Raw genomic sequence first — 20,775 nt, 5'->3', positions numbered from 1 at the left:
CACAGGGCAAGCAACCGGGGAAGGCGGCTGAAATGAGATGTCATACCCACCTGTTCGGCCGGTATGCGCCCATCCGGGGACTAGTTTTCCAGAAGTCGGGCCAAATCCCCCCAACAGGCCTACCCTTGTTGAGATGAACCGTCCTGAGCCCGCTCAGCCGGGCGCCACTCTGGCCACCGCCCGCCCCGCCGCCGAACTGCGCGCCCGGGTCCGGGGGCTGGAGTCCGAGCTGATCGCCTTCCGCCGTGACCTGCACCGGCACCCGGAGCTCGGCCGCCAGGAGTTCCGCACCACCGGCCTGCTCCGCGACCGGCTGGTGGCGGCCGGCCTGAGCCCCCGGGTGCTGCCCGGCGGCACCGGCCTGATCGTCGACGTCGTCCCGGCCGGCACCGCCCCCGGCACCGAGTTCCTGGCCTTCCGCGCCGACATCGACGCGCTGCCGATCGACGACGCCAAGACCGACGTGCCGTACCGCTCGACCGTCCCCGGCCGGGCCCACGCCTGCGGCCACGACGTGCACACCGCGGTGGTGCTCGGCACCGCCCTGGTGCTGGCCGAGGCCGTCCGCACCGGCGAACTGCGCCGCCCCGTCCGGCTGGTGTTCCAGCCGGCCGAGGAGGTCTTGCCGGGCGGTGCGCTGGACGTGATCAAGGCCGGGGGGATGGACGGCGTCGGCCGGATCTTCGCGGTGCACTGCGACCCCAAGGTGGAGGTGGGCCGGATCGCCCTGCGCACCGGGGCGATCACCTCGGCCTGCGACCGCCTGGTGCTGCACCTGGACGGCCCCGGCGGGCACACCGCCCGCCCGCACCTGACCACCGATCTGGTGACCGCGGTCGCCCGGATGGCCGCCGACCTGCCGGGCGCGCTGGCCCGTCGGATGGACCCGCGCTGGGGCGTGAGCCTGGTCTGGGGCCGGATCGCCTCCGGCTCCGCGTCCAACGTCATCCCGCAGCACGCCGAACTGGAGGGCACCGTCCGCTGCCTGGAGCTGGACGGCTGGCGCGAGGCGCCCGACCTGCTGCACGAGCTGATCGCCAAGCTGGCCGAGACCTACCGGGCGAAGTGGACGCTGGACTACCACCGGGGGGTGCCGCCGGTGGTCAACGAGGCGGTCTCGGTCGCCCTGCTGGACGCGGCGATGACCGACCGGTTCGGCCGGGAGGGCGCGCGGGTGGTGGAGAGCACCGAGCAGAGCCTGGGCGGCGAGGACTTCTCCTGGTACCTGGAGCACGCCCCGGGCGCGCTGGCCCGGCTCGGCGTCCGCGCCCCCGGTGACACCACCGTCCGCGACCTGCACCAGGGCCGCTTCGACGCCGACGAGCGCGCGATCGGGATCGGCGTGGAGCTGTTCGCGGCGCTCGCCCTGGACGAGCCGCGGGACTGAGCTGCGGGACTGAGCCGCGGGACTGAGCTGCGGAAACCGAACGGCAGGACCCAGCCGCAGGACCGAGCCGCGGAAACCGAACAGCAGGACTGGGCCGCGGGATTGAGCGGCGCACGCCGTCCCCGGACATCTCCTCGGGCACCGTGTGAACGCCCCCTCGGGCGACCCCCCGGACGACCGGTCGGCACCCCATCGGGGTGACCGGCCGGTTTACCGCCATCCGAGCTAATCGAACGGTTCCGTAGACTGAGCCGCAAAACCAGCTTTGGATCACCGTCCGCGCACGGGAAATAGGGCCTCGGGAAGACCGTGAGACCACGGTTTGATAACAACCCGAATGCTCCGGCACCCCGTAACCCAACCGTGTTCTACGCGCGTTACGGTGGCGTCCGACCACGCTAATCAGGTGCGTGTGAGAAGGAGATACTCCCTTGCGCCGTTCAATGAAGCTCGCTGCGGTTGTGCTCTCGGGTTCCCTGGGCATGGCCTCGCTCGCCGCTTGCGGCGCAAAGAGCACTGACAGCAACACCTCCTCCGGTTCGGGCGACGGCTCGATCAAGGTCGGTATGGCCTACGACATCGGCGGCCGTGGCGACCAGTCGTTCAACGACTCCGCCGCCCGCGGTCTCGACAAGGCCAAGGCCGAGCTCGGCGTCGCGGTCACCGAGGCCGACGCCAAGACCGGTGAGGCCGAGGCTGACAAGGAGACCCGCCTCAAGAACCTGATCGACGGCGGTTACAAGACGATCATCGCGGTCGGCTTCGTCTACCAGCAGGCGGTCGACAAGGTCGCCAAGGACAACCCGAACGTCAAGTTCGCGATCATCGACTCGAACGACAAGGACCAGCCGTCCAACGTCACTTCGCTGGTCTTCGCCGAGCAGGAGGGTTCGTACCTCGCCGGCGTCGCCGCCGCGAACAAGTCGAAGTCCAAGCACGTCGGCTTCATCGGCGGTGTGCAGACCGAGCTGATCAAGAAGTTCGAGGCCGGTTACAAGGCGGGTGTGAAGTCCGTCGACGCGAACATCCAGGTCGAGACCACCTACCTGACCACGCCTCCGGACTTCACCGGCTTCAACTCGCCCGACAAGGGCAAGGAGGCCGCGCAGGGCCAGCTCGACAAGGGCGCGGACGTCATCTACGCCGCCGCCGGCTCCTCCGGCAACGGCGCCATCGAGGCCGTCGCCAACAAGCCGGGCGCCTACGCCATCGGCGTCGACTCCGACCAGGCCGCCCAGCCGGCCCTGGCGAAGTACAAGAACAGCATCCTCACCTCGATGGTGAAGAACGTCGACAACGCCGTCTTCTCCTACATCGAGTCGATCAAGAAGGGCCAGCCGTTCACCGGCATCAAGCTCTTCGACCTGAAGGCCGAGGGCGTCTCGCTCGCCACCACCGGCGGCAAGCTCGACGACATCCAGGACAAGCTGAAGGCCGCCGCCACGGCGATCACCTCCGGCGCCACCACCGTCCCGACCGCGCCGGCCCAGTAAGGCCCGCGCGTCCCGGACGCACCAGCGACTGCCGCCTGCCCGGCAGCGCGATGAACGGCAAAGCATCACGGGAGGGGCCCGGCAGGGTGCGCTCAACGCGTACCCCCGGGCCCCGTCCCGTCCCCCCGTCTTCCCCTTGGCCCTCCCAGCGCAACGACGCGCCTCCAGACCACCAGGAGATCGCCATCACCGCATCCGACCCCGTCCCCCCGCGCGAGGACGGTACCCCCAGCGCGGGGACGGCGACATCGGCCGTCGAACTGCGCGGCATCACCAAGCGCTTCCCCGGTGTCGTGGCCAACCACGACATCAACCTCACCGTCCGCAGCGGTACCGTGCACGCCCTGATGGGTGAGAACGGCGCCGGCAAGTCGACGCTGATGAAGATCCTCTACGGCATGCAGAAGCCGGACGAGGGCACCATCGCGATCAACGGCGAGCCGTGCGAGTTCAACACCCCGGGCGACGCCATCTCCCGCGGCATCGGCATGGTCCACCAGCACTTCATGCTGGCCGACAACCTCACCGTGTGGGAGAACGTCGTCCTCGGCGGCGAGAAGCTCCACGGCATCGGCGCCAAGGCGAAGGCGAAGATCAAGGAGATCTCCGACCAGTACGGCCTGGGCGTGCGCCCGGACGCCCTGGTCGAGGACCTCGGCGTCGCCGACCGCCAGCGCGTCGAGATCCTCAAGGTGCTCTACCGCGGCGCCAAGATCCTGATCCTCGACGAGCCGACGGCCGTGCTCGTCCCGCAGGAGGTCGACGCGCTGTTCGACAACCTGCGCGAGCTCAAGTCCGAGGGCGTCACCGTCATCTTCATCTCGCACAAGCTGCACGAGGTGCTGGCGGTGGCCGACGCGATCAGCGTGATCCGGCGCGGTACCACGGTCGGCGACGCCGACCCGAAGGCCGTCACCGCCCGTCAGCTGGCCGAGATGATGGTCGGCGCCGAGCTGCCCTCCCCGGAGAGCCGCGAGTCGACCGTCACCACGACCGAGATGCTCGACGTCAAGGACCTGCGGATCGCCAAGACCGACGCCGAGGGCATCGAGCGCGTCGTCCTCGACGACATCTCGTTGCGCATCCACAAGGGCGAGATCCTCGGCATCGCCGGCGTCGAGGGCAACGGCCAGGCCGAACTGGTCGAGGCCATCATGGGCATGCTGCCGCTGGACGGCGGCACCGTCACCCTGGACGGCAAGGACCTCTCCGGCTCGCTCACCCGGGCCCGCCGCGAGGCCGGCATCGGCTACATCCCCGAGGACCGCCACAAGCACGGCCTGCTGCTGGAGGCCCCGCTCTGGGAGAACCGGATCCTCGGTCACGTCACCGAGGCGCCCAACTCCAAGGGCGTCCTGCTCGACCCGGGCGCCGCCCGCAAGGACACCTGGCGGATCGTCGAGGACTACGACGTCCGCACCCCGGGCATCGAGGTCACCGCGGCCTCCCTCTCCGGCGGCAACCAGCAGAAGCTGATCATCGGCCGCGAGATGAGCCACCAGCCCAAGCTGCTGATCGCCGCGCACCCCACCCGTGGTGTGGACGTCGGCGCGCAGGCGCAGATCTGGGAGCACATCCGGGTCGCCCAGCGGGCCGGTCTGGCCGTCCTGCTGATCTCCGCCGACCTGGACGAGCTGATCGGCCTGTCCGACACCATCCGGGTCATCTACCGCGGGCGCCTGGTCGCCGACGCCGACCCGGCCACCGTCACCGCCGAGGACCTCGGTACCGCCATGACGGGTGCCGCCAGCGGCCACATCGAGTCCGATGCGGAGGCCGTCGAGCAGTTCCACGAGATCCTCGTGGAGGGCACCGAGGCCGAGTCCGACGCCGGCCCCACCGACACCGCCGACGACCCGCAGGCGGGGGAGTAACCCACATGACCAGTCCCAACACCGCCGCCAAGCGCAGCCTGGCGCAGCGGATCAGCGGTGAGCGGATCGTGCTCGCACTGGCGGCGCCGGTGCTCGCGGTCGTGCTCTCCATCGTGATCTGTTCCGTCCTGCTGGCGACTTCGGGCAAGAACCCGTTCGACGCGTGGAACGTGATGCTCACGTACGCCGGCAAGTCGGACGGCCAAGTGGGGATCCTCAACCGGTCCACCACGTACTACCTGGCCGCCGCTGCCGCCGCCTTCGGGTTCCGGATGAACCTGTTCAACATCGGCGTCGAGGGCCAGTACAAGGTCGCGGCGCTGTTCGCGGCCTTCGTCGGTGCCAAGGTCGACCTGCCGGCGATCATCCAGATCCCGCTGCTGCTGGTCACCGCCATGCTGGTCGGCGGCCTGTACGCGAGCATCGCCGGTCTGCTGAAGGTCTACCGCGGGGTCAGCGAGGTCATCTCGACCATCATGCTGAACTCGATCTCGATCGCGGTCGTCGGCCTGCTGCTCGTCCCCGGCATCTTCGCGCCGAAGACGAGCGCCACCAGCAACTCGATCCAGACCGACCCGATCTCGCAGTCCAGCCACTTCTTCACGATGGAGACGGCGGGTGGCCCGCTCTGGGGCTTCATCTTCATCGCCGCCCTGGTCGGCGTGGTGTTCCAGTTCGCGCTGACCCGCACCCGCTTCGGCTTCGACCTGCGCGCCACCGGCCGCTCGGAGTCGGCCGCGACCGCGTCCGGCGTGAACGTCAAGCGCATGGTGATCATCTCGATGGCGGTCTCCGGCGCGATCGCCGGTCTGATCGGCATGCCCGAGCTGGTGCAGAACTCGTTCTACTACGGCCAGAGCTTCCAGCCCGGTCTGGGCTTCCTCGGCATCTCGATCGCCCTGCTGGGCCGCAACAGCCCGATCGGCATGGCCTTCGCGGCCCTGCTGTTCGCGTTCCTGGACACCACCGGCTCCCAGCTGCCGCTCCAGGGCGGCTTCCCCTTCGAGATCGTCGACGTCATGAAGGGCACCATCGTCATCTGCGTCGTCGTCGCCTACGAGCTGGTGCGCCGCTACGGCCTGAAGCGCCAGCAGCAGAAGGTCGGCGCCCAGCTCGCCGCCCAGCTCGCGGCTCAGCTCGCGGCCACTGAGAAGAAGGAGGTGTCCGCATGAGCACGGCTACCGCCGCGCGTCCGAAGGCGCCGGGCGCGCCCACCAAGAAGCGCAAGATGTCCTGGCCGGTGGTGCTGCTGCTGATCGCGGGCGCCCTGGTCCTGTTCTCCGCCGTGGGCATGGCCACCGGCAACCACGCGCTGACCTCCTCCGGTCAGATCACCGCCGCGCTCAGCGCCGCCGTGCCGATCGGCATGGCCGGTCTGGGTGGTCTGTGGTCCGAGCGGGCCGGCGTGGTCAACATCGGCCTCGAAGGCATGATGGTCGCCGGCACCTTCTGCGGTGCCTGGGCCGGCTACCTGGTCAACCCGTGGGTCGGCCTGCTGGCCGGCATGCTCGGCGGCGCGCTCGGCGGTCTGCTGCACGCGCTCGTGACCGTCACCTTCGGCGTCGACCACATCGTCTCCGGCGTCGGCATCAACCTGCTGATCCCCGGCATCTGCGCGTACGTCAACCGGATCTACTACAAGGACTACATCGCGGTCGGCGCGGGTGCGAACCAGTCGCCGCCGGCGGATCCGCTGCCGTACATCACCGTCCCCGGGCTGTCCTCGTGGCTGTCCGACATCGAGAAGCACCACTGGTTCCTGGTCTCGGACGTGGCCGGCGTGGTCGGCGGCCTGGTCACCAACATCTCGGTGGTCGTGCTGGTGGCCGGCGCGATGATCGTGGTCAGCTACTTCGTGCTCTGGCGCACGGTGTTCGGCCTGCGGCTGCGCTCCTGCGGTGAGAACCCGACCGCCGCCGAGTCGCTGGGCGTCAACGTCTACAAGTACAAGTACCTCGCGGTCATCGCCTCCGGCGCCTTCGCCGGTCTCGGCGGTGCGTACCTCTCGCTGGTCGCGGCGCACTTCTACAAGGACGGGCAGACCCTCGGCCGCGGCTTCATCGGCCTCGCCGCGATGATCTTCGGCAACTGGATGCCGGGCGGCCTCGCCATGGGCGCCGGCCTGTTCGGCTTCACCGACAGCCTCCAGCTGCGCGACCCGGAGTCGGTGCACGTGCTGATCCTGACCGTCGCCATCGCGATGGCGCTGCTCGCGCTCTGGCAGCTGTACCGGCGCAAGTTCACCGGTGCGGCGATCTCCTTCGTGGTCGCCGGCGGTCTCGGCGCCTGGTACGCGCTCACCGACGAGGTGCAGCGCCCGCTGATCGTCGCCACGCCGTACGTGATCACCCTGGTGGTGCTCTCGCTGGCCTCCCAGCGGCTGCGGATGCCGAAGGCCGATGGCCAGATCTACCGCAAGGGCCAGGGCAAGTGACGGCGCCTGCGGCGTCGGCCGCGATCGACTGGGAGCGGCTGCGCGCCGCCGCGCGCGAGGCGATGACCCACGCGTACGCCCCGTACAGCAAGTTCCCGGTCGGCGCGGCCGCGCTGGTGGACGACGGGCGGCTGGTCACCGGCTGCAACGTCGAGAACGCCTCGTACGGGCTCGGGCTGTGCGCCGAGTGCGGGCTGGTGTCCGCGCTGCACGCCACCGGCGGCGGCCGGCTGACGGCCTTCACCTGCGTCGACGGCGCGGGCGAACTGCTGATGCCGTGCGGGCGCTGCCGCCAGCTGCTCTACGAGCACGGCGGGCCGGAACTGCTGATCGAGCTGCCCTCGGGGATCCGCCCGATGAGTGAGGTCCTGCCCGACGCGTTCGGGCCGGAGCGGCTCTAGCTTCGACAATTGTTACGCGCGTAGAGTGTCGCGAGTGGGCCGGAACCCGGTCATCTCGCGACACTCTTCGCTTTTGAAACCCCTCTTGGAGCACGCATGGACGCCATCTCCGTCATCAGGACCAAGCGCGACAGCGGAGAACTGAGCGACGCTCAGATCGACTGGGTCATCGACGCCTACACCCGCGGCGAGGTCGCCGACGAGCAGATGTCCGCCCTGGCCATGGCGATCCTGCTGAACGGCATGAAGCCGCACGAGATCAGCCGCTGGACCGACGCCATGATCCGCTCCGGCGTCCGGATGGACTTCTCCTCGCTGCCGCTGCCCACCAGTGACAAGCACTCCACCGGCGGCGTCGGTGACAAGATCACCCTCCCGCTCGCCCCGCTCGTCGCCGCCTGCGGCGCCGCCGTCCCGCAGCTCTCCGGCCGCGGCCTCGGCCACACCGGCGGCACCCTCGACAAGCTGGAGTCCATCCCCGGCTGGCGCGCCCTGCTCTCCAACGAGGAGATGCTCGACGTCCTGCGCTCCACCGGCGCGGTCATCTGCGCCGCCGGTGACGGCCTCGCGCCCGCCGACAAGAAGCTCTACGCGCTGCGCGACGTCACCGGCACCGTCGAGGCCATCCCGCTGATCGCCTCCTCGATCATGTCCAAGAAGATCGCCGAAGGCACCGGCGCCCTGGTCCTGGACGTCAAGGTCGGCTCCGGCGCCTTCATGAAGAACCTCGACGACGCCCGCGAACTCGCCCGCACCATGGTCGGCCTGGGCACCAGCGCCGGTGTGAACACCGTCGCCCTGCTCACCGACATGTCCACCCCGCTCGGCCTCACCGCCGGCAACGCGCTGGAGGTCCGCGAGTCGATCGAGGTGCTGGCCGGCGGCGGCCCCGCCGACGTCGTCGAGCTCACCCTCGCCCTCGCCCGCGAGATGCTCGCCGCGGCCGGCGTGCACGGCAAGGACCCGGCCGACGCGCTGCGCGACGGCTCCGCGATGGACCACTGGCGCCGCATGATCGCCGCCCAGGGCGGCGACGTCGACGCCCCGCTCCCGGTCGCCCGCGAGCAGCACGTCATCCCGGCGCCCGCCTCCGGCGTCCTCACCGAGCTCGACGCCTACGCCGTCGGCGTCTGCGCCTGGCGCCTCGGCGCCGGCCGCGCCCGCAAGGAGGACCCGGTCCAGGCCGGCGCCGGCGTCGAGATGCACGCCAAGCCCGGCGACACCGTCGTGGCCGGCCAGCCCCTGCTGACCCTGCACACCGACACCCCCGAGCGCTACGACTACGCCATCGAGGCGCTGGCGGGCGGCATCGCGGTCTCCCCGGCCGGCACGGCCTTCACCCCGAACCCGATCGTCCTCGACCGCATCGCGTGACCACGTGATTACCCCATGTGCGGCAGCGTGTCCTACGCTGCCGCACATGGGAGTTGACCGCTTCACGGTCGAGATCGAACCGGAGGTCCGACAGTGGCTCTGTGAGCTGTCGGACCGGCGCTATCGCAAGGTCGAAGAGACCGTCGATCTGCTGGCCGACCACCCCACGACACTCGGTGAGCCGTACACGCGCCATCTGGGGGGCGCTGCGAGAATTTTCGGAAAGGGAGAGCAGCGATGAACCACCTCCAGTGGAAGACCGCTCGCACGCGTGCGCTGCTGGGCGAGCAGGTCGAAGAACCGCCCGAGGTGGTCGAGCACCGGCGGGAGATCCGCTATGCGCTGGCCTTCGGACAGGCTCTCTACGACCGCCGCACTGCTCTCGGCCTGTCGCAGGCCGAAGTGGCCCGCCGCGCGAACATGACCGAGGCGGAGATCGAGAGCATCGAGGGAGCTGACACAGTCCCTACCCTGTTGCTGCTGGAAAAGCTGGCGGTGGCTCTGGAAGCCGAGCTGGACCTCCACGTGGTGCCCGGCGCCGATACGAAGCTTCGCTTTCACGCGCCGGCTGCATGAGGGACCGACGAGGAGCCCGCACCCGGTCTGCCGGGTGCGGGCTCCTTTTCCTCACGCGCAGGCCGCGTCGGAAGCCCTGACCGGCCCGCAGGTCGGTGACGAACTGGGCGACGGCGACGAGGAATGCGGCCTTCTGCGCGGGAGTCAGGCCCTTCCAGTCGCGGAGGAAGTGGGCCGGCGACTCATGCGTCGGCACGGCGCTTGATCTCCTCCAGGTCCAGGCCGCCCTCGTTGGCGAGGGACTGCAGGAAGGCGTCGCCCTCCTGGAGGTCCAGTTGCTCCCTTATCTCCTGCGGGATGGTGACCACGCCCTTCTTCCGCACGGGCGTGGACACCAGGTGGGGGCGGCGGCGCTTGAGGTCTACCTGGCGGAAAGTCTGCCCAGTCGGTCCTCTCGCCGGGCCGCGTGGGCCCGGCGGGTGGCGTAGAGGGTGACGGCGGCGGCGAGGGTCATGGCGGTGAGGCCGACGGTGGCGGCGCCCGGCCAGCCGGTGGCGTGGTAGGCGTCGGCGCCCAGGGTGCCGCCGAGGCTGTTGCCGAGGTAGTAGGCGATCAGGTAGAGGGCGGAGGCCTGGGCGCGGCCCTCGGTGGCGGTGCGGCCGACCGCGGAGGAGGCGGTGGCGTGGCCGGCGAAGAAACCGGCGGTGATCAGGACCAGGCCGAGCAGGGCGCAGACCAGGGACTCGGTGAGGGAGAGCAGCAGCCCGGCGGCGGTCACGCCGATGGAGACGTAGAGCGCGCCGCGGCGGCCGAGCCGGGCGGCGAGTCGGCCGGCGGCGGCGGAGGTGCCGGTGCCGACCAGGTAGACGACGAAGATCGAGGCGGCGACGGACTCGGGCAGGTGGAACGGCGCCGAGATCAGCCGGTAGCCGACGGTGTTGTAGACCGCGCCGAACACGGCCATGAACAGCAGTCCGAGCGCGTACAGCCGCACCAGCAGCGGGTTGCGCAGGTGCCGGCCGACGGTGCGGGCCAGGGCGCGGGCGTCCACCGGGGCCGGGGTGAAGTGCCGGGCGGCGGGGATCAGCAGCCGGAAGGCGAGCGCGGCGAGCAGGGCGAGGGCGGCGGAGGCGGCGAGGCCCCAGCGCCAGCCGAAGGCCGCGGCGGTCCAGCCGGAGAGCAGTCGGCCGCCCATGCCGCCGATGCTGTTGCCGGCCACGTACAGGCCCATCGCGGAGGCCAGGGCGCTGGGGTGGACCTCCTCGGCAAGGTAGGCCATGGCGGTGGCGGGCAGCCCGGCCAGCGCGGCGCCCTGGAGGACGCGCAGTACGACGAGGGTGGTGAGGTCGGGCGCGAACGGCAGGGCGAGGGCGAGGGTGGCGGCGGCGAGGGTGGAGGCCGTCATCACGGCGGTGCGGCCGTACCGGTCGGACAGGGCGCTGGCGGGGAGCAGGGCGAGCGCGAGTCCGAGGGTGGCGGCGGAGGCCGTCCAGCTGGCCTGGCCGGGGGTGAGGTCGAGGTCGGCCGAGAGGATCGGCAGCAGGCCCTGGGTGGAGTAGAGCAGGACGAAGGTCGCGACTCCGGCGGCGAACAGGGCGAGGTTGGCGCGGCGGAAGGCGCGCTGGCCGGGGCGGTGGCGGTCGTCGTGCGAGGGGGCGGGGGCGGGGGCATCCGGGGTGGTCACGGATGCCCTGGTATCGGCGGGCTGCATGTCGTCGACGGTAGGCGCGCCGCGGTTGATGCGTCCAATGCATGAACGGTGGATAATCGATGCGTTGTCGTATGAGTCGAGGTGGTGGCGGGATGGCCGGGGTGGACCGGGCGGACGTGACGGACGGCACGGAGCCGCGGTACCGGGTGGCGGAGTTGGGGCCGGACGAGCCGGCGGTGCTGCTGGCGCCCCGGCTGGCCCAGTTCGCGGCGGTGGCCCGGCTGGAGCACGTGACGCGGGCGGCCGCGCTGCTCGGGGTGCCGCAGCCGACGCTGTCGCGGGCGGTGGCCCGGCTGGAGGAGGAGCTGGGCGTGGACCTGCTGGCCCGTCAGGGCCGGACGGTCCGGCTGACCAGGGCCGGCCGGCTGCTGTTGGCCTCGGTGGAGCGGGCGCTGGCGGAGGTCGAGCGGGGGGCGGAGGCGGCCCGGGCGGAGGCCGATCCGGCGGCCGGGCGGGTGGCGTTCGGCTTCCTGCACACGATGGGGACGGACGCAGTGCCGGCGCTGCTGCGCGGGTTCCGGGCGGGGCATCCGCAGGTCCGGTTCCAGCTGGTGCAGGACTACGTCGGGGCGATGCTGGAGCGGTTGCGGGCGGGGGAGTTGGACCTCTGCCTGGTCGCGCCGCTGCCGGACGATCCGGCCTTCACGGCCCGCCCGCTGGACGAGCAGCGGCTGCACCTGGTCGTCCCGGCGGACCACCGGCTGGCGGGCCGGCGGCGGATCCGACTGGCGGAGGTGGCCGAGGAGCCGTTCGTCGGGCTGGAGCAGGGGTACGGGCTGCGCGCGATCACGGACGGCTTCTGCGCGCAGGCCGGGTTCGTGCCGCGGCTGGCCTTCGAGGGGGAGGAGGCGGAGACGCTGCGCGGGCTGGTCGCGGCCGGGCTGGGGGTGGCGCTGCTGCCGCCGGCGCTGGTGCCGCGGCCGGGGGTGGTGGAGCTGGAGGTGACGGCGCCGCGCACCCGGCGGGCGATCGGGCTGGCCTGGGCGGCGGGGCGGCCGCTGACCCCGCCGGTGGCGGCGTTCCGGGACTTCGTGCTGTCCCGGCGGGGCCGGTTGCTGCAGCACGACTGAGCCGTAACCGGGCCACAACCGGGCCGAATGTGTCGCGGATGGCCCGGGCGGTGGAATTCCCGGTGGACTTTCGCCGAACCGGCCGCGTCAACAGTGGTGGGTCTACGCGCGTAGGGGCTATATTTCCGCAATGGAGAAGCAGATCCCTGTCACCGCCGCGGGCGCCGGCCCGCGCATCCCCACCCCCGACCAGATCCGCCGCGCGCCGAAGGTGCTGCTGCACGACCACCTCGACGGCGGGCTGCGCCCGGAGACGGTCGTCGAGCTGGCCGCCGCGGTCGGCTACGAGGGCCTTCCGACCACCGACGCCAAGGAGCTCGGCGAGTGGTTCCGCGAGGCCGCCGACTCCGGCTCGCTGGTCCGCTACCTGGAGACCTTCGCGCACACCTGCGCCGTGATGCAGACCCGCGAGGCCCTGATCAAGGTCGCCGCCGACTGCGCCGAGGACCTGGCCGCCGACGGCGTCGTGTACGCCGAGGTCCGCTACGCCCCCGAGCAGCACCTGGAGGCCGGCCTGTCCCTGGACGAGGTCGTCCAGGCCGTGAACGAGGGCTTCCGCCTCGGCGAGGCCAACGCCCGCGCGGCCGGCCACCGGATCCGGGTCGGCACCCTGCTGACCGCGATGCGGCACGCCGCCCGCTCCACCGAGATCGCCGAACTGGCCAACCGCCACCGGGACCAGGGCGTCGTCGGCTTCGACATCGCCGGTGCCGAGGCGGGTCACCCGCCCACCCGCCACCAGGCCGCCTTCGACTACCTCAAGGGCGAGAACAACCACTTCACCATCCACGCGGGCGAGGCCTTCGGCCTGCCGTCGATCTGGGAGGCCCTGCAGTGCTGCGGCGCCGACCGGCTCGGCCACGGCGTGCGGATCGTCGACGACATCACGGTGGCCGAGGACGGCAGCGTCGAGCTCGGCCGGCTGGCCGCGTACGTGCGCGACAAGCGCATCCCGCTGGAGATGTGCCCGACCTCCAACCTCCAGACCGCGGCGGCCACTTCGTACGCCGAGCACCCGATCGGGCTGCTCAGCCGGCTGAAGTTCCGGGTCACCGTGAACACCGACAACCGGCTGATGAGCGGCACCAGCATGAGCCGCGAGTTCGGGCACCTGGTGGAGGCCTTCGGCTACACGCTGGGGGACATGGAGTGGTTCACGGTGAACGCGATGAAGTCCGCGTTCCTGCCATTCGACGAGCGGCTGGCGATGATCAACGACGTGATCAAGCCGGGGTACGCCGAACTGAAGGCGGAGTGGCTGTTCAGCTCGGGCACCGGCGACAGCTGAGCGGCCCGGCCCGTTCGAATGGTCGGGTGAACGCCCATGTCCCGAAAGGGAGTTGGCGTTCATCCGACTACTCACTCGGGTGAGTGAACGCCCTTTGGTCCTCGCGCGGCCCACTCACTACGGTGTGCCCGTCCATGCTGACAGGCCGTGGCGGCGGTAGCCCGTCCGCCCCGTCCCGATGTCGGCCACCGACGACGACCCAAGGGACGAACCATGAAGCAGGCTCTCAAGGCCGCCGGCACCGCGGCGCTCGGCATCGCCATCGCGGCGGTGGGCGCCGGTACCGCCGCCGCCGCCCCCGCGCCCGGCGGCCTCGGGCTGCCCACCGGCGCGGTCACGAACCCCGCGGTGACCGGTGCGGTCACCGACACCGCCGCCAAGCTGCCCGGCGGCGACAAGGTCACCGGCACGCTCGGCACCCTCACCCCGGCCGCCGGCCAGGCGGCGCCCGCCCCGGCCGCCGAGGCCGGTGCCACCACGCGTGGCGCCATCCCGACCATCCCCGGCATCGACAAGACCCCCATCGGCGGGCTGACCCACACCCTGCCGCTGCCGGGCCTGGCCGGCTGACCTGGCCGCCGGCACGGCGACGGGCCGTCCGCCCCGGTGATCCCGGGAGCGGGCGGCCCGCCGTCGTACCGGGCCCGGCGCGACGGCGCCGGGCGTACGGCTCCCGGGCTTACGGCTCCTGGGGGAGCAGCACCCAGAGGACCAGGTAGACCAGGCACTGGAGCCCGGGCAGGATGATCGAGATCAGGAAGATCAGTCGCACGGTCCACGGCGTCACGCCGTAGCGCTCGGCAAGCCCGGCGCAGACGCCGGCGATGACGCGGTTGTGACGGGGACGGGCGAGACGGGCGCTCATGGGTCAACTCCGTGTCGTGGCACCCGATCCGGCCGATCCGGCGGGCTTAATTTCCACTCTCCGCCACCGCGCTCCCGGAAACGTCCACCTGGCAGTCGATTCGCCACCCCGCCGACTCGCCGGTGAGGCGTAGCCGGGTGTCGGGGTCCGTCTCAGGGTCGCCCGGAGTGCGGATGCCCCAGGTGGCGCCCGCCCGGCGGCGGGAAAGCCCGTTGCGGGCCGGTGGCGGGCCGGTCTAGCCTCTCCGGCAACACGTCGAGGGAGACGAGTACCTCCGGGCCCCGTGGGCCGAGAGAGCCGCCGGCAGCTGTGAAGGCGGCCCCGCGCCCCGGAGCGAAGACACTCCCGAGTGCGGGGAGGAAATGCCCCGCCGGCCGGCCCCCGTCAACGGGCCGCAATGAGGCCGCCGCCCGCGCGGGCGGCGGCGAAAGTGCGGTGGCACCGCGAGTTGCCCTTCTCGCCCGCATTCCGAAGGGATCACCACGACGCCCCTGGAGGGCCGCGATGATCCACCCGACGACCCGTGTCCTGGCCGCCGAACTACCCGGCCACGTCGGCGAATCCGTAGAGATCAGCGGCTGGCTGCACCGCCGCCGCGCACTCAAGTCCGTCACCTTCCTGGTGATCCGGGACCGCTCCGGACCGGCCCAGGTGGTCGCCCCCGGCGCCGGTCCCGACCTGCCGGAGGAGACCGTCCTGCGGATCCGTGGCACCGTCACCGCCAACCCGCAGGCGCCGGCCGGCGTCGAGCTGACCTCGCCCACCGTCGAGGTCCTGTCCAGCCTCGCCGAGGCGCCCCCGTTCAGCCTGTTCCGGCCGACCGTCGAGGCCGCCCTCCCGGTGATCCTCGACGGCGCTCCCGTCACCCTCCGCCACCCGCGCCTGTCCGCCCTGCACCGGATCGCGGCGGCCTCGGTGGGCGGGTTCCGGGCCACCCTCGACGGCCTGGGCTTCACCGAGATCCAGACCCCGAAGGTGGTCTCCTCGGCCACCGAGTCCGGGGCGGACGTCTTCGCGCTGGACTGGTTCGGCCGCCCCGCCTACCTCGCGCAGTCGCCGCAGTTCTTCAAGCAGGCGATGGTCGGGGTGTTCGAGCGGGTCTACGAGACCGGGCCGGTGTTCCGGGCCGAACCGCACGACACCGCGCGGCACTTGGCGCAGTACACCAGCCTCGACGCGGAGCTCGGCTTCATCACCGACCACCGCGAGGTGATGGCCGTGCTGCGCGAGGTGGTCGCCGGGATGGTCGCCTCGGTGGCCGAGCGGGCCGGCGCCGCCGTCGACCTGCTGGAGGTGAAGCCGCCCGAGGTCCCGGCGGAGATCCCGCAACTCCACTTCGCCGAGGCGATCCGGCTGTTGGGCGTCGACGAGCCGGACCTCGCCCCGGCGCACGAGCGGTGGCTCGGCGAGTGGGCGCTGCGCGAGCACGGCAGCGAGTTCCTGTTCGTGGTCGGCTACCCGATGCGCAAGCGGCCCTTCTACACCCACCCGGAACCGGGCCGCCCGGAGTACTCCAACAGCTTCGACCTGCTCTTCCGCGGGCTCGAACTGGTCACCGGAGGCCAGCGGCTGCACCGGTACGAGGACTACCTGGCCGCGCTGGCGGCCCGGGGCGAGCCGGTCCAGCCGTACGAGGGCTACCTGCGCTCCTTCGCGCACGGGATGCCGCCGCACGGCGGGTTCGCGCTGGGGCTGGAGCGCTGGACGGCGCGGCTCACCGGCACCGACAACATCCGCCGGACCACGCTCTTCCCGCGCGACCTGCACCGCCTGACGCCCTGACCCCTGACGCCCTGACACCCTGACACCGACGGGCGGGGGACACCGGACGGACCGGAGCCCCCCGCCCGTCGGCGGCGGATCAACAGGCGGTTACTGCGCCTGCCCGGACTGCCCGGCCGGCGGCACCGGCTGCGCGTACGGGTTGTTCGGCACGGGCTGCGCCGGCGGAGCGTACGGCGCGGCTTGCGGCGCGGCGCCCTGCGGCGGGACGGGCTGGCCGTACGGCGCCTGCGGGGCGTTGGGGTCGTACGGCGCCGCCTGCGGGGCCGACTGCTGGTTCTTGGCGTTGCCGCGTTCGACGATCGCCTTCACGGAGTTGGCGATCAGCGCGATCGGCAGGATGAACGCCTTGAAGAAGATCTCGTACCGGCCGCCTTCGAAGACGAACGCGAGGTAGTAGGCGTACCCCAGGAATCCGAGGCCGGCGAGGACGTTGATGATTCGCCAGCCGACCTTCAGGCCGCTACCGGGATTGACCGCTCCGAGGACCAGCATGGCGGCACCGCTGATCGCCAGCGCGACGACGTACCAGGAGAAAAGCGGCTCGGCGCTGAAATCGAGATTGTTCAAGGGGGATTCCTGTGGGACGGGGGATAAGGCGGTGAGGCCTTTGGGGCGACAGCGCAGATTACCGGAGGCGGCCGACATTCGGCGTCGCCTTTTCATCACGGAGTCGTCGCACCCCGACGGAACGGCAATGGACGAGGTGGGAAATGACTGACTATGAGGTGCCGCGGGTCTTTTGCGGCCTCGACGGCGAGTGCGGGAACGCACTCGCCGTGGTGCGGGAGGACGGGCCTCAGCGAGCGGGGGGCGTGGGCTCGGCGTAGGCGCGGGCGCGCGCGACCGGCGGGCCGACCAGGGCGGTCACCTTCGGCGCAGGCGCAGGCGCAGGCGCAGTCGCGGGCGCAGCCCCGGGCGCGGGCACCGGCACCCGGACCTGCGGCCGCCGGTCGCGCAGCAGCCGCCGCAGGCCGGGGACGAGGGCCAGGTGGGTGATGGCCACGCCGATCACGGCGAGCAGTATGTGGTCGACGTTGAGGACGTGCCCGGGCGTCCAGGAGGAGAGGAACTCCAGGCCGGTCGCCAGCAGGGCGGAGGCGCCGGTGGTGCGCAGGAAGGACGGCAGCCAGGGGGCCCGCAGCCGGCCGCCGGACAGCGGGAGCAGCACGCCGAGCGGGGCCAGCAGGAGGAACTCGCCGACCACCTGCCAGCCGGTGGAGGAGCGGAGGGAGGCCAGCGGCGTCAGGTTGGTGTCGTACACCCAGGGAACCGGCAGCGGCCTCAGCACCACCAGCCAGAGGACGAGGGCCAGGTGACAGGTCAGGCCCGCCAGTCCGGCTGTTCGAAGGGGACGGTGGACGGCCGTCGCCGGCCGGTTCCTGGTCCGTGCGCCGGAACGCTCGTCGCGTGTCCTGGTGCCATCTCGCTGCACGGGGGGAAGGACGTGGGCCGGTGGCGCGGTGGTTCCACCCCGGGCGTGAACATTCCGGGGCGCGCCCCTGGCCTCCCGCCGCCCCGGGGCCGAGCGGTGGAACGGCGGGGCGGCGGGGCGGCGGACGAGGGGCAGGCGGGACTACCGGCAGGGCGCCGCGGTCGGCACCGCGCCGAACACGTTGTCGGCCGGCGGGGTGGCGGGCACCACCGTGGGCGACGGGCTCGGGCTCACACCGGCCTTGGCGGCGCCGCGGGCCGGCGGGGTCGGCGTGGGCGCCGGCGGCGTGGCCAGGGCGGTCGGTATGTGCGGGGCGGTCGGGCAGGCCGTCCGGCTGGCCGGGGCGCCCGCGTCCACCGGGACGGCGGTCGGCCGGATGCCGCAGCCGGAGGCGAGCGCGAGCAGCAGCAGGGCGCCGGCGGTGCGGCGCAGGGCGGTGCGGGTGGGGGCGGTCACGTGGCGTCCTTGTCCTGGGCGGCGTCGCCGAGGGGGCCGTCACCGGTCTCGCCCTCGTTCGGCGGAGGCGGCGGGGCCAGCGGCAGCGTCAGCGTGAACACCGCCCCGACCTCCCCGTTCGCCGCCGTGATCGTGCCCCCGTGGATCTGTGCGTTGGCCATCGCGATCGACAGCCCCAGGCCGCTGCCCTCCGAGCGGGCCCGTCCCCGGTCCGCCTTGTAGAACCGGTCGAAGACGTGCGGCAGCACGTCCTCGGGGATGCCCGGGCCGCTGTCGGAGACCTCGATGACGACCGAGCCCGCGGTCTGCCGGACCTTGACCCGCACCGGGGAGCCGCCGTGCTTGAGCGCGTTGCCGATCAGGTTGGCGAAGACCACGTCGAGCCGGCGCGGGTCGACCACGGCCAGGATGCCGCGCGGGGCGTCCAGTTCGACGGCGTCGTACCAGGCCCGGCCGTCGATGCAGGACATGATCAGGTCGGCCATGTCCACCTCGTCGGCGACCAGCTTGGCGGTGCCGGCGTCGAAGCGGGTCACCTCCATCAGGTTCTCCACCAGGTCGGACAGCCGCCGCGTCTCGCTGACCACGAGCCGTACGGCCGGCGCGATCATCGGGTCCAGCGACTCGGCCTCGTCCTCCAGGATGTCGGTGACGGCGGTCATCGCGGTCAGCGGTGTGCGCAGCTCGTGCGACATGTCGGCGACGAACCGCCGGCTCTGCGCCTCGCGCGCGCTCAACTCCTCGACCTGCTCGTGCAGCGACTCCGCGGCCCGGTTGAACGTCCTCGCCAGGTCCGCGAGTTCGTCCCCGCCCTCGACCTCCAGCCGGGTGTCCAGGTGTCCCTCGCCGAGCCGTCGGGCGGCGTCGCCGAGCCGCTTGACCGGCCGCAGCACGGTCGACGAGGCCGCCTGGGCGAGCAGCGCCGAGCCGATCAGCGCGAGCAGCGTGGCGATGGCCAGCGACCAGCCCAGCGTGTTGAGGTCTTTGCGTTCGTTCTCCAGCGACTTGAACATGTACGCCGTCGGGCCGGTCGGCACCACCTTGGTGCCGCCGATCAGGAACGGCTGGCCCGCCAGGTTCTGCCGCTGCCAGTACAGGTGGTACGGGTACGGGTTGCTCTCGGTGACCTCGCGCTGTCTGGCGACGGTGGACTGCAGCGCCGCCGGGACGTCGGCCAGCGTGAACTGCCCCGGGTCGGAGGAGGCCGTGCACTCCGGGTGCGCCGGGTCGGCCACCACCACGTCGTAACTCAGTCCGGAGCTGGCGACGGTGGACGCGAGCGTGGTCAGGTCCGGGCAGCTCGCGTTCAGCGGCAGCTCGGAGACGTTGCGGCTGAGCGAGACCCGGAAGTCGTTGAGGGCGGTGTCCTGGGCGCGCTTGAGCACCGCGTCGCGGTTGAGCCAGTAGGCGATGCCGGAGGCCGAGACGGCGGCGAGCAGCGCGACCGCCGCGAACACCGCGATCAGCCGTACGCGCAGGGAACGCAGCCTGCGCCACGGGCCCGCGGTGAAGCGGCGGGCCGTCGTCTGATGATCAGTCACAAGAGCCTGTCGTCGTACGGAAGTTCAGGGAGTTCAGGGAGTTCAGGAATTTCGGGCAGCCCAGGCGGATCAGGAGGGCGGCAGCCAGGAGGACGGGAAGCAGGAGGACGGGAGAGGCGCTCAGGCCGGCGGGTCCAGCCGGTAGCCCACGCCGCGGACGGTGCGGATCAGGGTCGGCGCGGACGGGACGTCCTCGACCTTCGCCCGCAGCCGCTGCACGCAGGCGTCCACCAGACGGGAGTCACCCAGGTAGTCGTGCTCCCAGACCAGCCGAAGCAGCTGCTGGCGGGAGAGCGCCTGGCCGGGGCGGCGGCTGAGCTCCAGGAGCAGCCGCAGCTCGGTCGGGGTGAGCTGGAGGTCCTGCCCGTCCTTGGTGACGGTCATCGCCGCCCGGTCGATCACCACGGTGCCGTACGCGGAGGAGTCGGAGCTCTCCCGCTCGCCGCGCCGCAGCACGGCCCGGATCCGGGCGTCCAGCACCCGTGGCTGCACCGGCTTGACCACGTAGTCGTCGGCGCCGGACTCCAGGCCGACGACCACGTCGATGTCATCCGAACGGGCGGTCAGCAGGATGATCGGCAGCTGGTCGGTGCGGCGGATGCGGCGGCAGACCTCGAAGCCGTCGATTCCGGGCAGCATGACGTCCAGCACGATCAGGTCGGGCCGCTGCTCCTTGAAGAGCCTCAGACCGTCCTCGCCGGAGGCGGCGGTGGCCACACGGTGGCCCTGGCGGGTGAGGGCGAGTTCGAGGCCGGTCCGGATGGCGTCGTCGTCCTCGATCAGAAGGAGGAAAGGCACGGCCCCATTTTGGCCCACTCGAAGCGTCGAATCACCCCCAGGACCGGTCACCGCCCGTACGGGAACCGGAAGGAGCACCACCGGCGTCCGGTACGGAGGGAGGCGGACCGGGACGAAAGGCCCGCCCCTGTGACACCCCTGTGACAGTCGGCGGACAGCGCCATCACAACCGGCGGGCAAGATTTTCCATGTCGCCGCAGGACAGCGGGCCAACCCGGCCGGCTGGAAGGCGGCAACAGGAACCGCTCGTACCGACCCAGGGGGCGCACGATGAACGCCATGCTTCAGACCCGGACCAACCCGGCTGTCCGCACCGCGCGCTCGTCAGCCACCGCCCCGCGGACCCGGTA

Annotated in this window: 21 protein-coding genes; 13 read left to right on the top strand and 8 right to left on the bottom strand. The window is 71.8% G+C overall.

The window, feature by feature from the left end; genetic code table 11:
- Positions 1-133: 133 nt before the first annotated feature.
- The 9 genes from AC07BF_RS24855 to AC07BF_RS24815 all read left to right on the top strand — a co-directional run bounded on the left by AC07BF_RS24855 (position 134) and on the right by AC07BF_RS24815 (position 9,539).
- Complete coding sequence (locus AC07BF_RS24855; RefSeq protein ID WP_478333935.1) at positions 134-1,387, top strand: amidohydrolase; 1,254 nt, start codon at positions 134-136, stop codon at positions 1,385-1,387.
- A gap of 431 nt (positions 1,388-1,818) precedes the next feature.
- Positions 1,819-2,880 (top strand): BMP family lipoprotein, encoded by a 1,062-nt coding sequence (locus tag AC07BF_RS24850; protein WP_363580226.1) that lies wholly within the window; start codon positions 1,819-1,821, stop codon positions 2,878-2,880.
- Positions 2,881-2,930: 50 nt separating this feature from the next.
- Positions 2,931-4,754 (top strand): ABC transporter ATP-binding protein, encoded by a 1,824-nt coding sequence (locus AC07BF_RS24845; protein ID WP_478333934.1) that lies wholly within the window; start codon positions 2,931-2,933, stop codon positions 4,752-4,754.
- A 5-nt stretch (positions 4,755-4,759) separates the two neighbouring features.
- Positions 4,760-5,926 carry an ABC transporter permease gene (locus AC07BF_RS24840; protein ID WP_363580228.1) on the top strand — a complete coding sequence of 389 codons (1,167 nt, stop codon included), beginning with the start codon at positions 4,760-4,762 and terminating at the stop codon, positions 5,924-5,926.
- A complete protein-coding gene (locus tag AC07BF_RS24835; RefSeq protein ID WP_350877261.1) occupies positions 5,923-7,188 on the top strand; it encodes an ABC transporter permease in 1,266 nt (421 codons plus the stop codon). The genes AC07BF_RS24840 and AC07BF_RS24835 overlap by 4 nt, the downstream gene beginning before the upstream one ends.
- Positions 7,185-7,589, top strand: coding sequence for a cytidine deaminase (locus tag AC07BF_RS24830; protein ID WP_063349052.1), 405 nt, complete (start codon positions 7,185-7,187; stop codon positions 7,587-7,589). Before AC07BF_RS24835 ends, AC07BF_RS24830 begins: the two co-directional genes overlap by 4 nt.
- A gap of 96 nt (positions 7,590-7,685) precedes the next feature.
- Positions 7,686-8,963 carry a thymidine phosphorylase gene (locus AC07BF_RS24825; protein WP_400811305.1) on the top strand — a complete coding sequence of 426 codons (1,278 nt, stop codon included), beginning with the start codon at positions 7,686-7,688 and terminating at the stop codon, positions 8,961-8,963.
- A gap of 46 nt (positions 8,964-9,009) precedes the next feature.
- Positions 9,010-9,204, top strand: a complete 195-nt coding sequence (locus AC07BF_RS24820; RefSeq protein WP_400986049.1) for a hypothetical protein — start codon at positions 9,010-9,012, stop codon at positions 9,202-9,204.
- Entirely contained in the window at positions 9,201-9,539 is a 339-nt protein-coding gene (locus AC07BF_RS24815) for a helix-turn-helix domain-containing protein (protein ID WP_478333933.1), read from the top strand. The genes AC07BF_RS24820 and AC07BF_RS24815 overlap by 4 nt, the downstream gene beginning before the upstream one ends.
- 182 nt (positions 9,540-9,721) lie before the next feature.
- On the opposite strand, the gene AC07BF_RS24810 is transcribed toward AC07BF_RS24815, so the two are convergent.
- Together AC07BF_RS24810 and AC07BF_RS24805 are read right to left on the bottom strand one after the other, a co-directional pair.
- Positions 9,722-9,862 carry an AbrB/MazE/SpoVT family DNA-binding domain-containing protein gene (locus tag AC07BF_RS24810; RefSeq protein WP_478333932.1) on the bottom strand — a complete coding sequence of 47 codons (141 nt, stop codon included), beginning with the start codon at positions 9,860-9,862 and terminating at the stop codon, positions 9,722-9,724.
- Between the two features lie 38 nt (positions 9,863-9,900).
- On the bottom strand, positions 9,901-11,190 hold the full coding sequence (locus AC07BF_RS24805; RefSeq protein ID WP_478333931.1) for an MFS transporter: 1,290 nt from the start codon (positions 11,188-11,190) through the stop codon (positions 9,901-9,903).
- 71 nt (positions 11,191-11,261) lie between these two features.
- Between AC07BF_RS24805 and AC07BF_RS24800 the strand changes: the two genes are divergently transcribed.
- The 3 genes from AC07BF_RS24800 to AC07BF_RS24790 all read left to right on the top strand — a co-directional run bounded on the left by AC07BF_RS24800 (position 11,262) and on the right by AC07BF_RS24790 (position 14,118).
- Positions 11,262-12,260, top strand: a complete 999-nt coding sequence (locus AC07BF_RS24800; RefSeq protein ID WP_478333930.1) for a LysR family transcriptional regulator — start codon at positions 11,262-11,264, stop codon at positions 12,258-12,260.
- A 130-nt stretch (positions 12,261-12,390) separates the two neighbouring features.
- On the top strand, positions 12,391-13,548 hold the full coding sequence (locus AC07BF_RS24795; RefSeq protein WP_063349058.1) for an adenosine deaminase: 1,158 nt from the start codon (positions 12,391-12,393) through the stop codon (positions 13,546-13,548).
- A gap of 213 nt (positions 13,549-13,761) precedes the next feature.
- A complete protein-coding gene (locus AC07BF_RS24790) occupies positions 13,762-14,118 on the top strand; it encodes an ATP-binding protein (RefSeq protein WP_363580244.1) in 357 nt (118 codons plus the stop codon).
- 109 nt (positions 14,119-14,227) lie between these two features.
- Here the strand turns inward: AC07BF_RS24790 and AC07BF_RS24785 are convergent, their stop codons facing one another.
- Positions 14,228-14,413, bottom strand: a complete 186-nt coding sequence (locus AC07BF_RS24785) for a PspC domain-containing protein (RefSeq protein WP_363580246.1) — start codon at positions 14,411-14,413, stop codon at positions 14,228-14,230.
- 504 nt (positions 14,414-14,917) lie between these two features.
- Between AC07BF_RS24785 and aspS the strand changes: the two genes are divergently transcribed.
- Positions 14,918-16,195 carry an aspartate--tRNA(Asn) ligase gene (gene aspS / locus AC07BF_RS24780; protein WP_478333929.1) on the top strand — a complete coding sequence of 426 codons (1,278 nt, stop codon included), beginning with the start codon at positions 14,918-14,920 and terminating at the stop codon, positions 16,193-16,195.
- Positions 16,196-16,285: 90 nt separating this feature from the next.
- Here the strand turns inward: aspS and AC07BF_RS24775 are convergent, their stop codons facing one another.
- From AC07BF_RS24775 to AC07BF_RS24755, 5 genes are all read right to left on the bottom strand, one after another.
- Positions 16,286-16,765 (bottom strand): hypothetical protein, encoded by a 480-nt coding sequence (locus tag AC07BF_RS24775; protein ID WP_363580250.1) that lies wholly within the window; start codon positions 16,763-16,765, stop codon positions 16,286-16,288.
- A 229-nt stretch (positions 16,766-16,994) separates the two neighbouring features.
- Positions 16,995-17,630: a VanZ family protein gene (locus AC07BF_RS24770; RefSeq protein ID WP_478333928.1), complete on the bottom strand. Its 636-nt coding sequence runs from the start codon at positions 17,628-17,630 to the stop codon at positions 16,995-16,997.
- Between the two features lie 141 nt (positions 17,631-17,771).
- Positions 17,772-18,086 carry a hypothetical protein gene (locus AC07BF_RS24765; protein WP_363580254.1) on the bottom strand — a complete coding sequence of 105 codons (315 nt, stop codon included), beginning with the start codon at positions 18,084-18,086 and terminating at the stop codon, positions 17,772-17,774.
- A complete protein-coding gene (locus AC07BF_RS24760; protein ID WP_400811318.1) occupies positions 18,083-19,627 on the bottom strand; it encodes an ATP-binding protein in 1,545 nt (514 codons plus the stop codon). Before AC07BF_RS24760 ends, AC07BF_RS24765 begins: the two co-directional genes overlap by 4 nt.
- A gap of 120 nt (positions 19,628-19,747) precedes the next feature.
- Complete coding sequence (locus tag AC07BF_RS24755; RefSeq protein WP_063349065.1) at positions 19,748-20,425, bottom strand: response regulator transcription factor; 678 nt, start codon at positions 20,423-20,425, stop codon at positions 19,748-19,750.
- Positions 20,426-20,775: the final 350 nt, after the last annotated feature.

Source organism: Kitasatospora sp. NPDC043950, from assembly GCF_056435345.1.
The sequence above is the reverse complement of the archived record's forward strand: the minus strand, read 5'-3'. Positions and strand labels throughout refer to the sequence as shown.

Bases quoted from the DNA above. Each gene is read 5' to 3' on its own strand.
- AC07BF_RS24820 (WP_400986049.1), top strand. From the start codon at position 9,010: ATGGGAGTTGACCGCTTCACGGTCGAGATCGAACCGGAGGTCCGACAG.
- AC07BF_RS24855 (WP_478333935.1), top strand. From the start codon at position 134: ATGAACCGTCCTGAGCCCGCTCAGCCGGGCGCCACTCTGGCCACCGCC.
- AC07BF_RS24790 (WP_363580244.1), top strand. From the start codon at position 13,762: ATGAAGCAGGCTCTCAAGGCCGCCGGCACCGCGGCGCTCGGCATCGCC.
- AC07BF_RS24785 (WP_363580246.1), bottom strand. From the start codon at position 14,413: ATGAGCGCCCGTCTCGCCCGTCCCCGTCACAACCGCGTCATCGCCGGC.
- AC07BF_RS24800 (WP_478333930.1), top strand. From the start codon at position 11,262: ATGAGTCGAGGTGGTGGCGGGATGGCCGGGGTGGACCGGGCGGACGTG.
- AC07BF_RS24825 (WP_400811305.1), top strand. From the start codon at position 7,686: ATGGACGCCATCTCCGTCATCAGGACCAAGCGCGACAGCGGAGAACTG.
- AC07BF_RS24840 (WP_363580228.1), top strand. From the start codon at position 4,760: ATGACCAGTCCCAACACCGCCGCCAAGCGCAGCCTGGCGCAGCGGATC.
- aspS (WP_478333929.1), top strand. From the start codon at position 14,918: ATGATCCACCCGACGACCCGTGTCCTGGCCGCCGAACTACCCGGCCAC.
- AC07BF_RS24795 (WP_063349058.1), top strand. From the start codon at position 12,391: ATGGAGAAGCAGATCCCTGTCACCGCCGCGGGCGCCGGCCCGCGCATC.
- AC07BF_RS24835 (WP_350877261.1), top strand. From the start codon at position 5,923: ATGAGCACGGCTACCGCCGCGCGTCCGAAGGCGCCGGGCGCGCCCACC.
- AC07BF_RS24805 (WP_478333931.1), bottom strand. From the start codon at position 11,190: ATGCAGCCCGCCGATACCAGGGCATCCGTGACCACCCCGGATGCCCCC.
- AC07BF_RS24845 (WP_478333934.1), top strand. From the start codon at position 2,931: ATGAACGGCAAAGCATCACGGGAGGGGCCCGGCAGGGTGCGCTCAACG.
- AC07BF_RS24815 (WP_478333933.1), top strand. From the start codon at position 9,201: ATGAACCACCTCCAGTGGAAGACCGCTCGCACGCGTGCGCTGCTGGGC.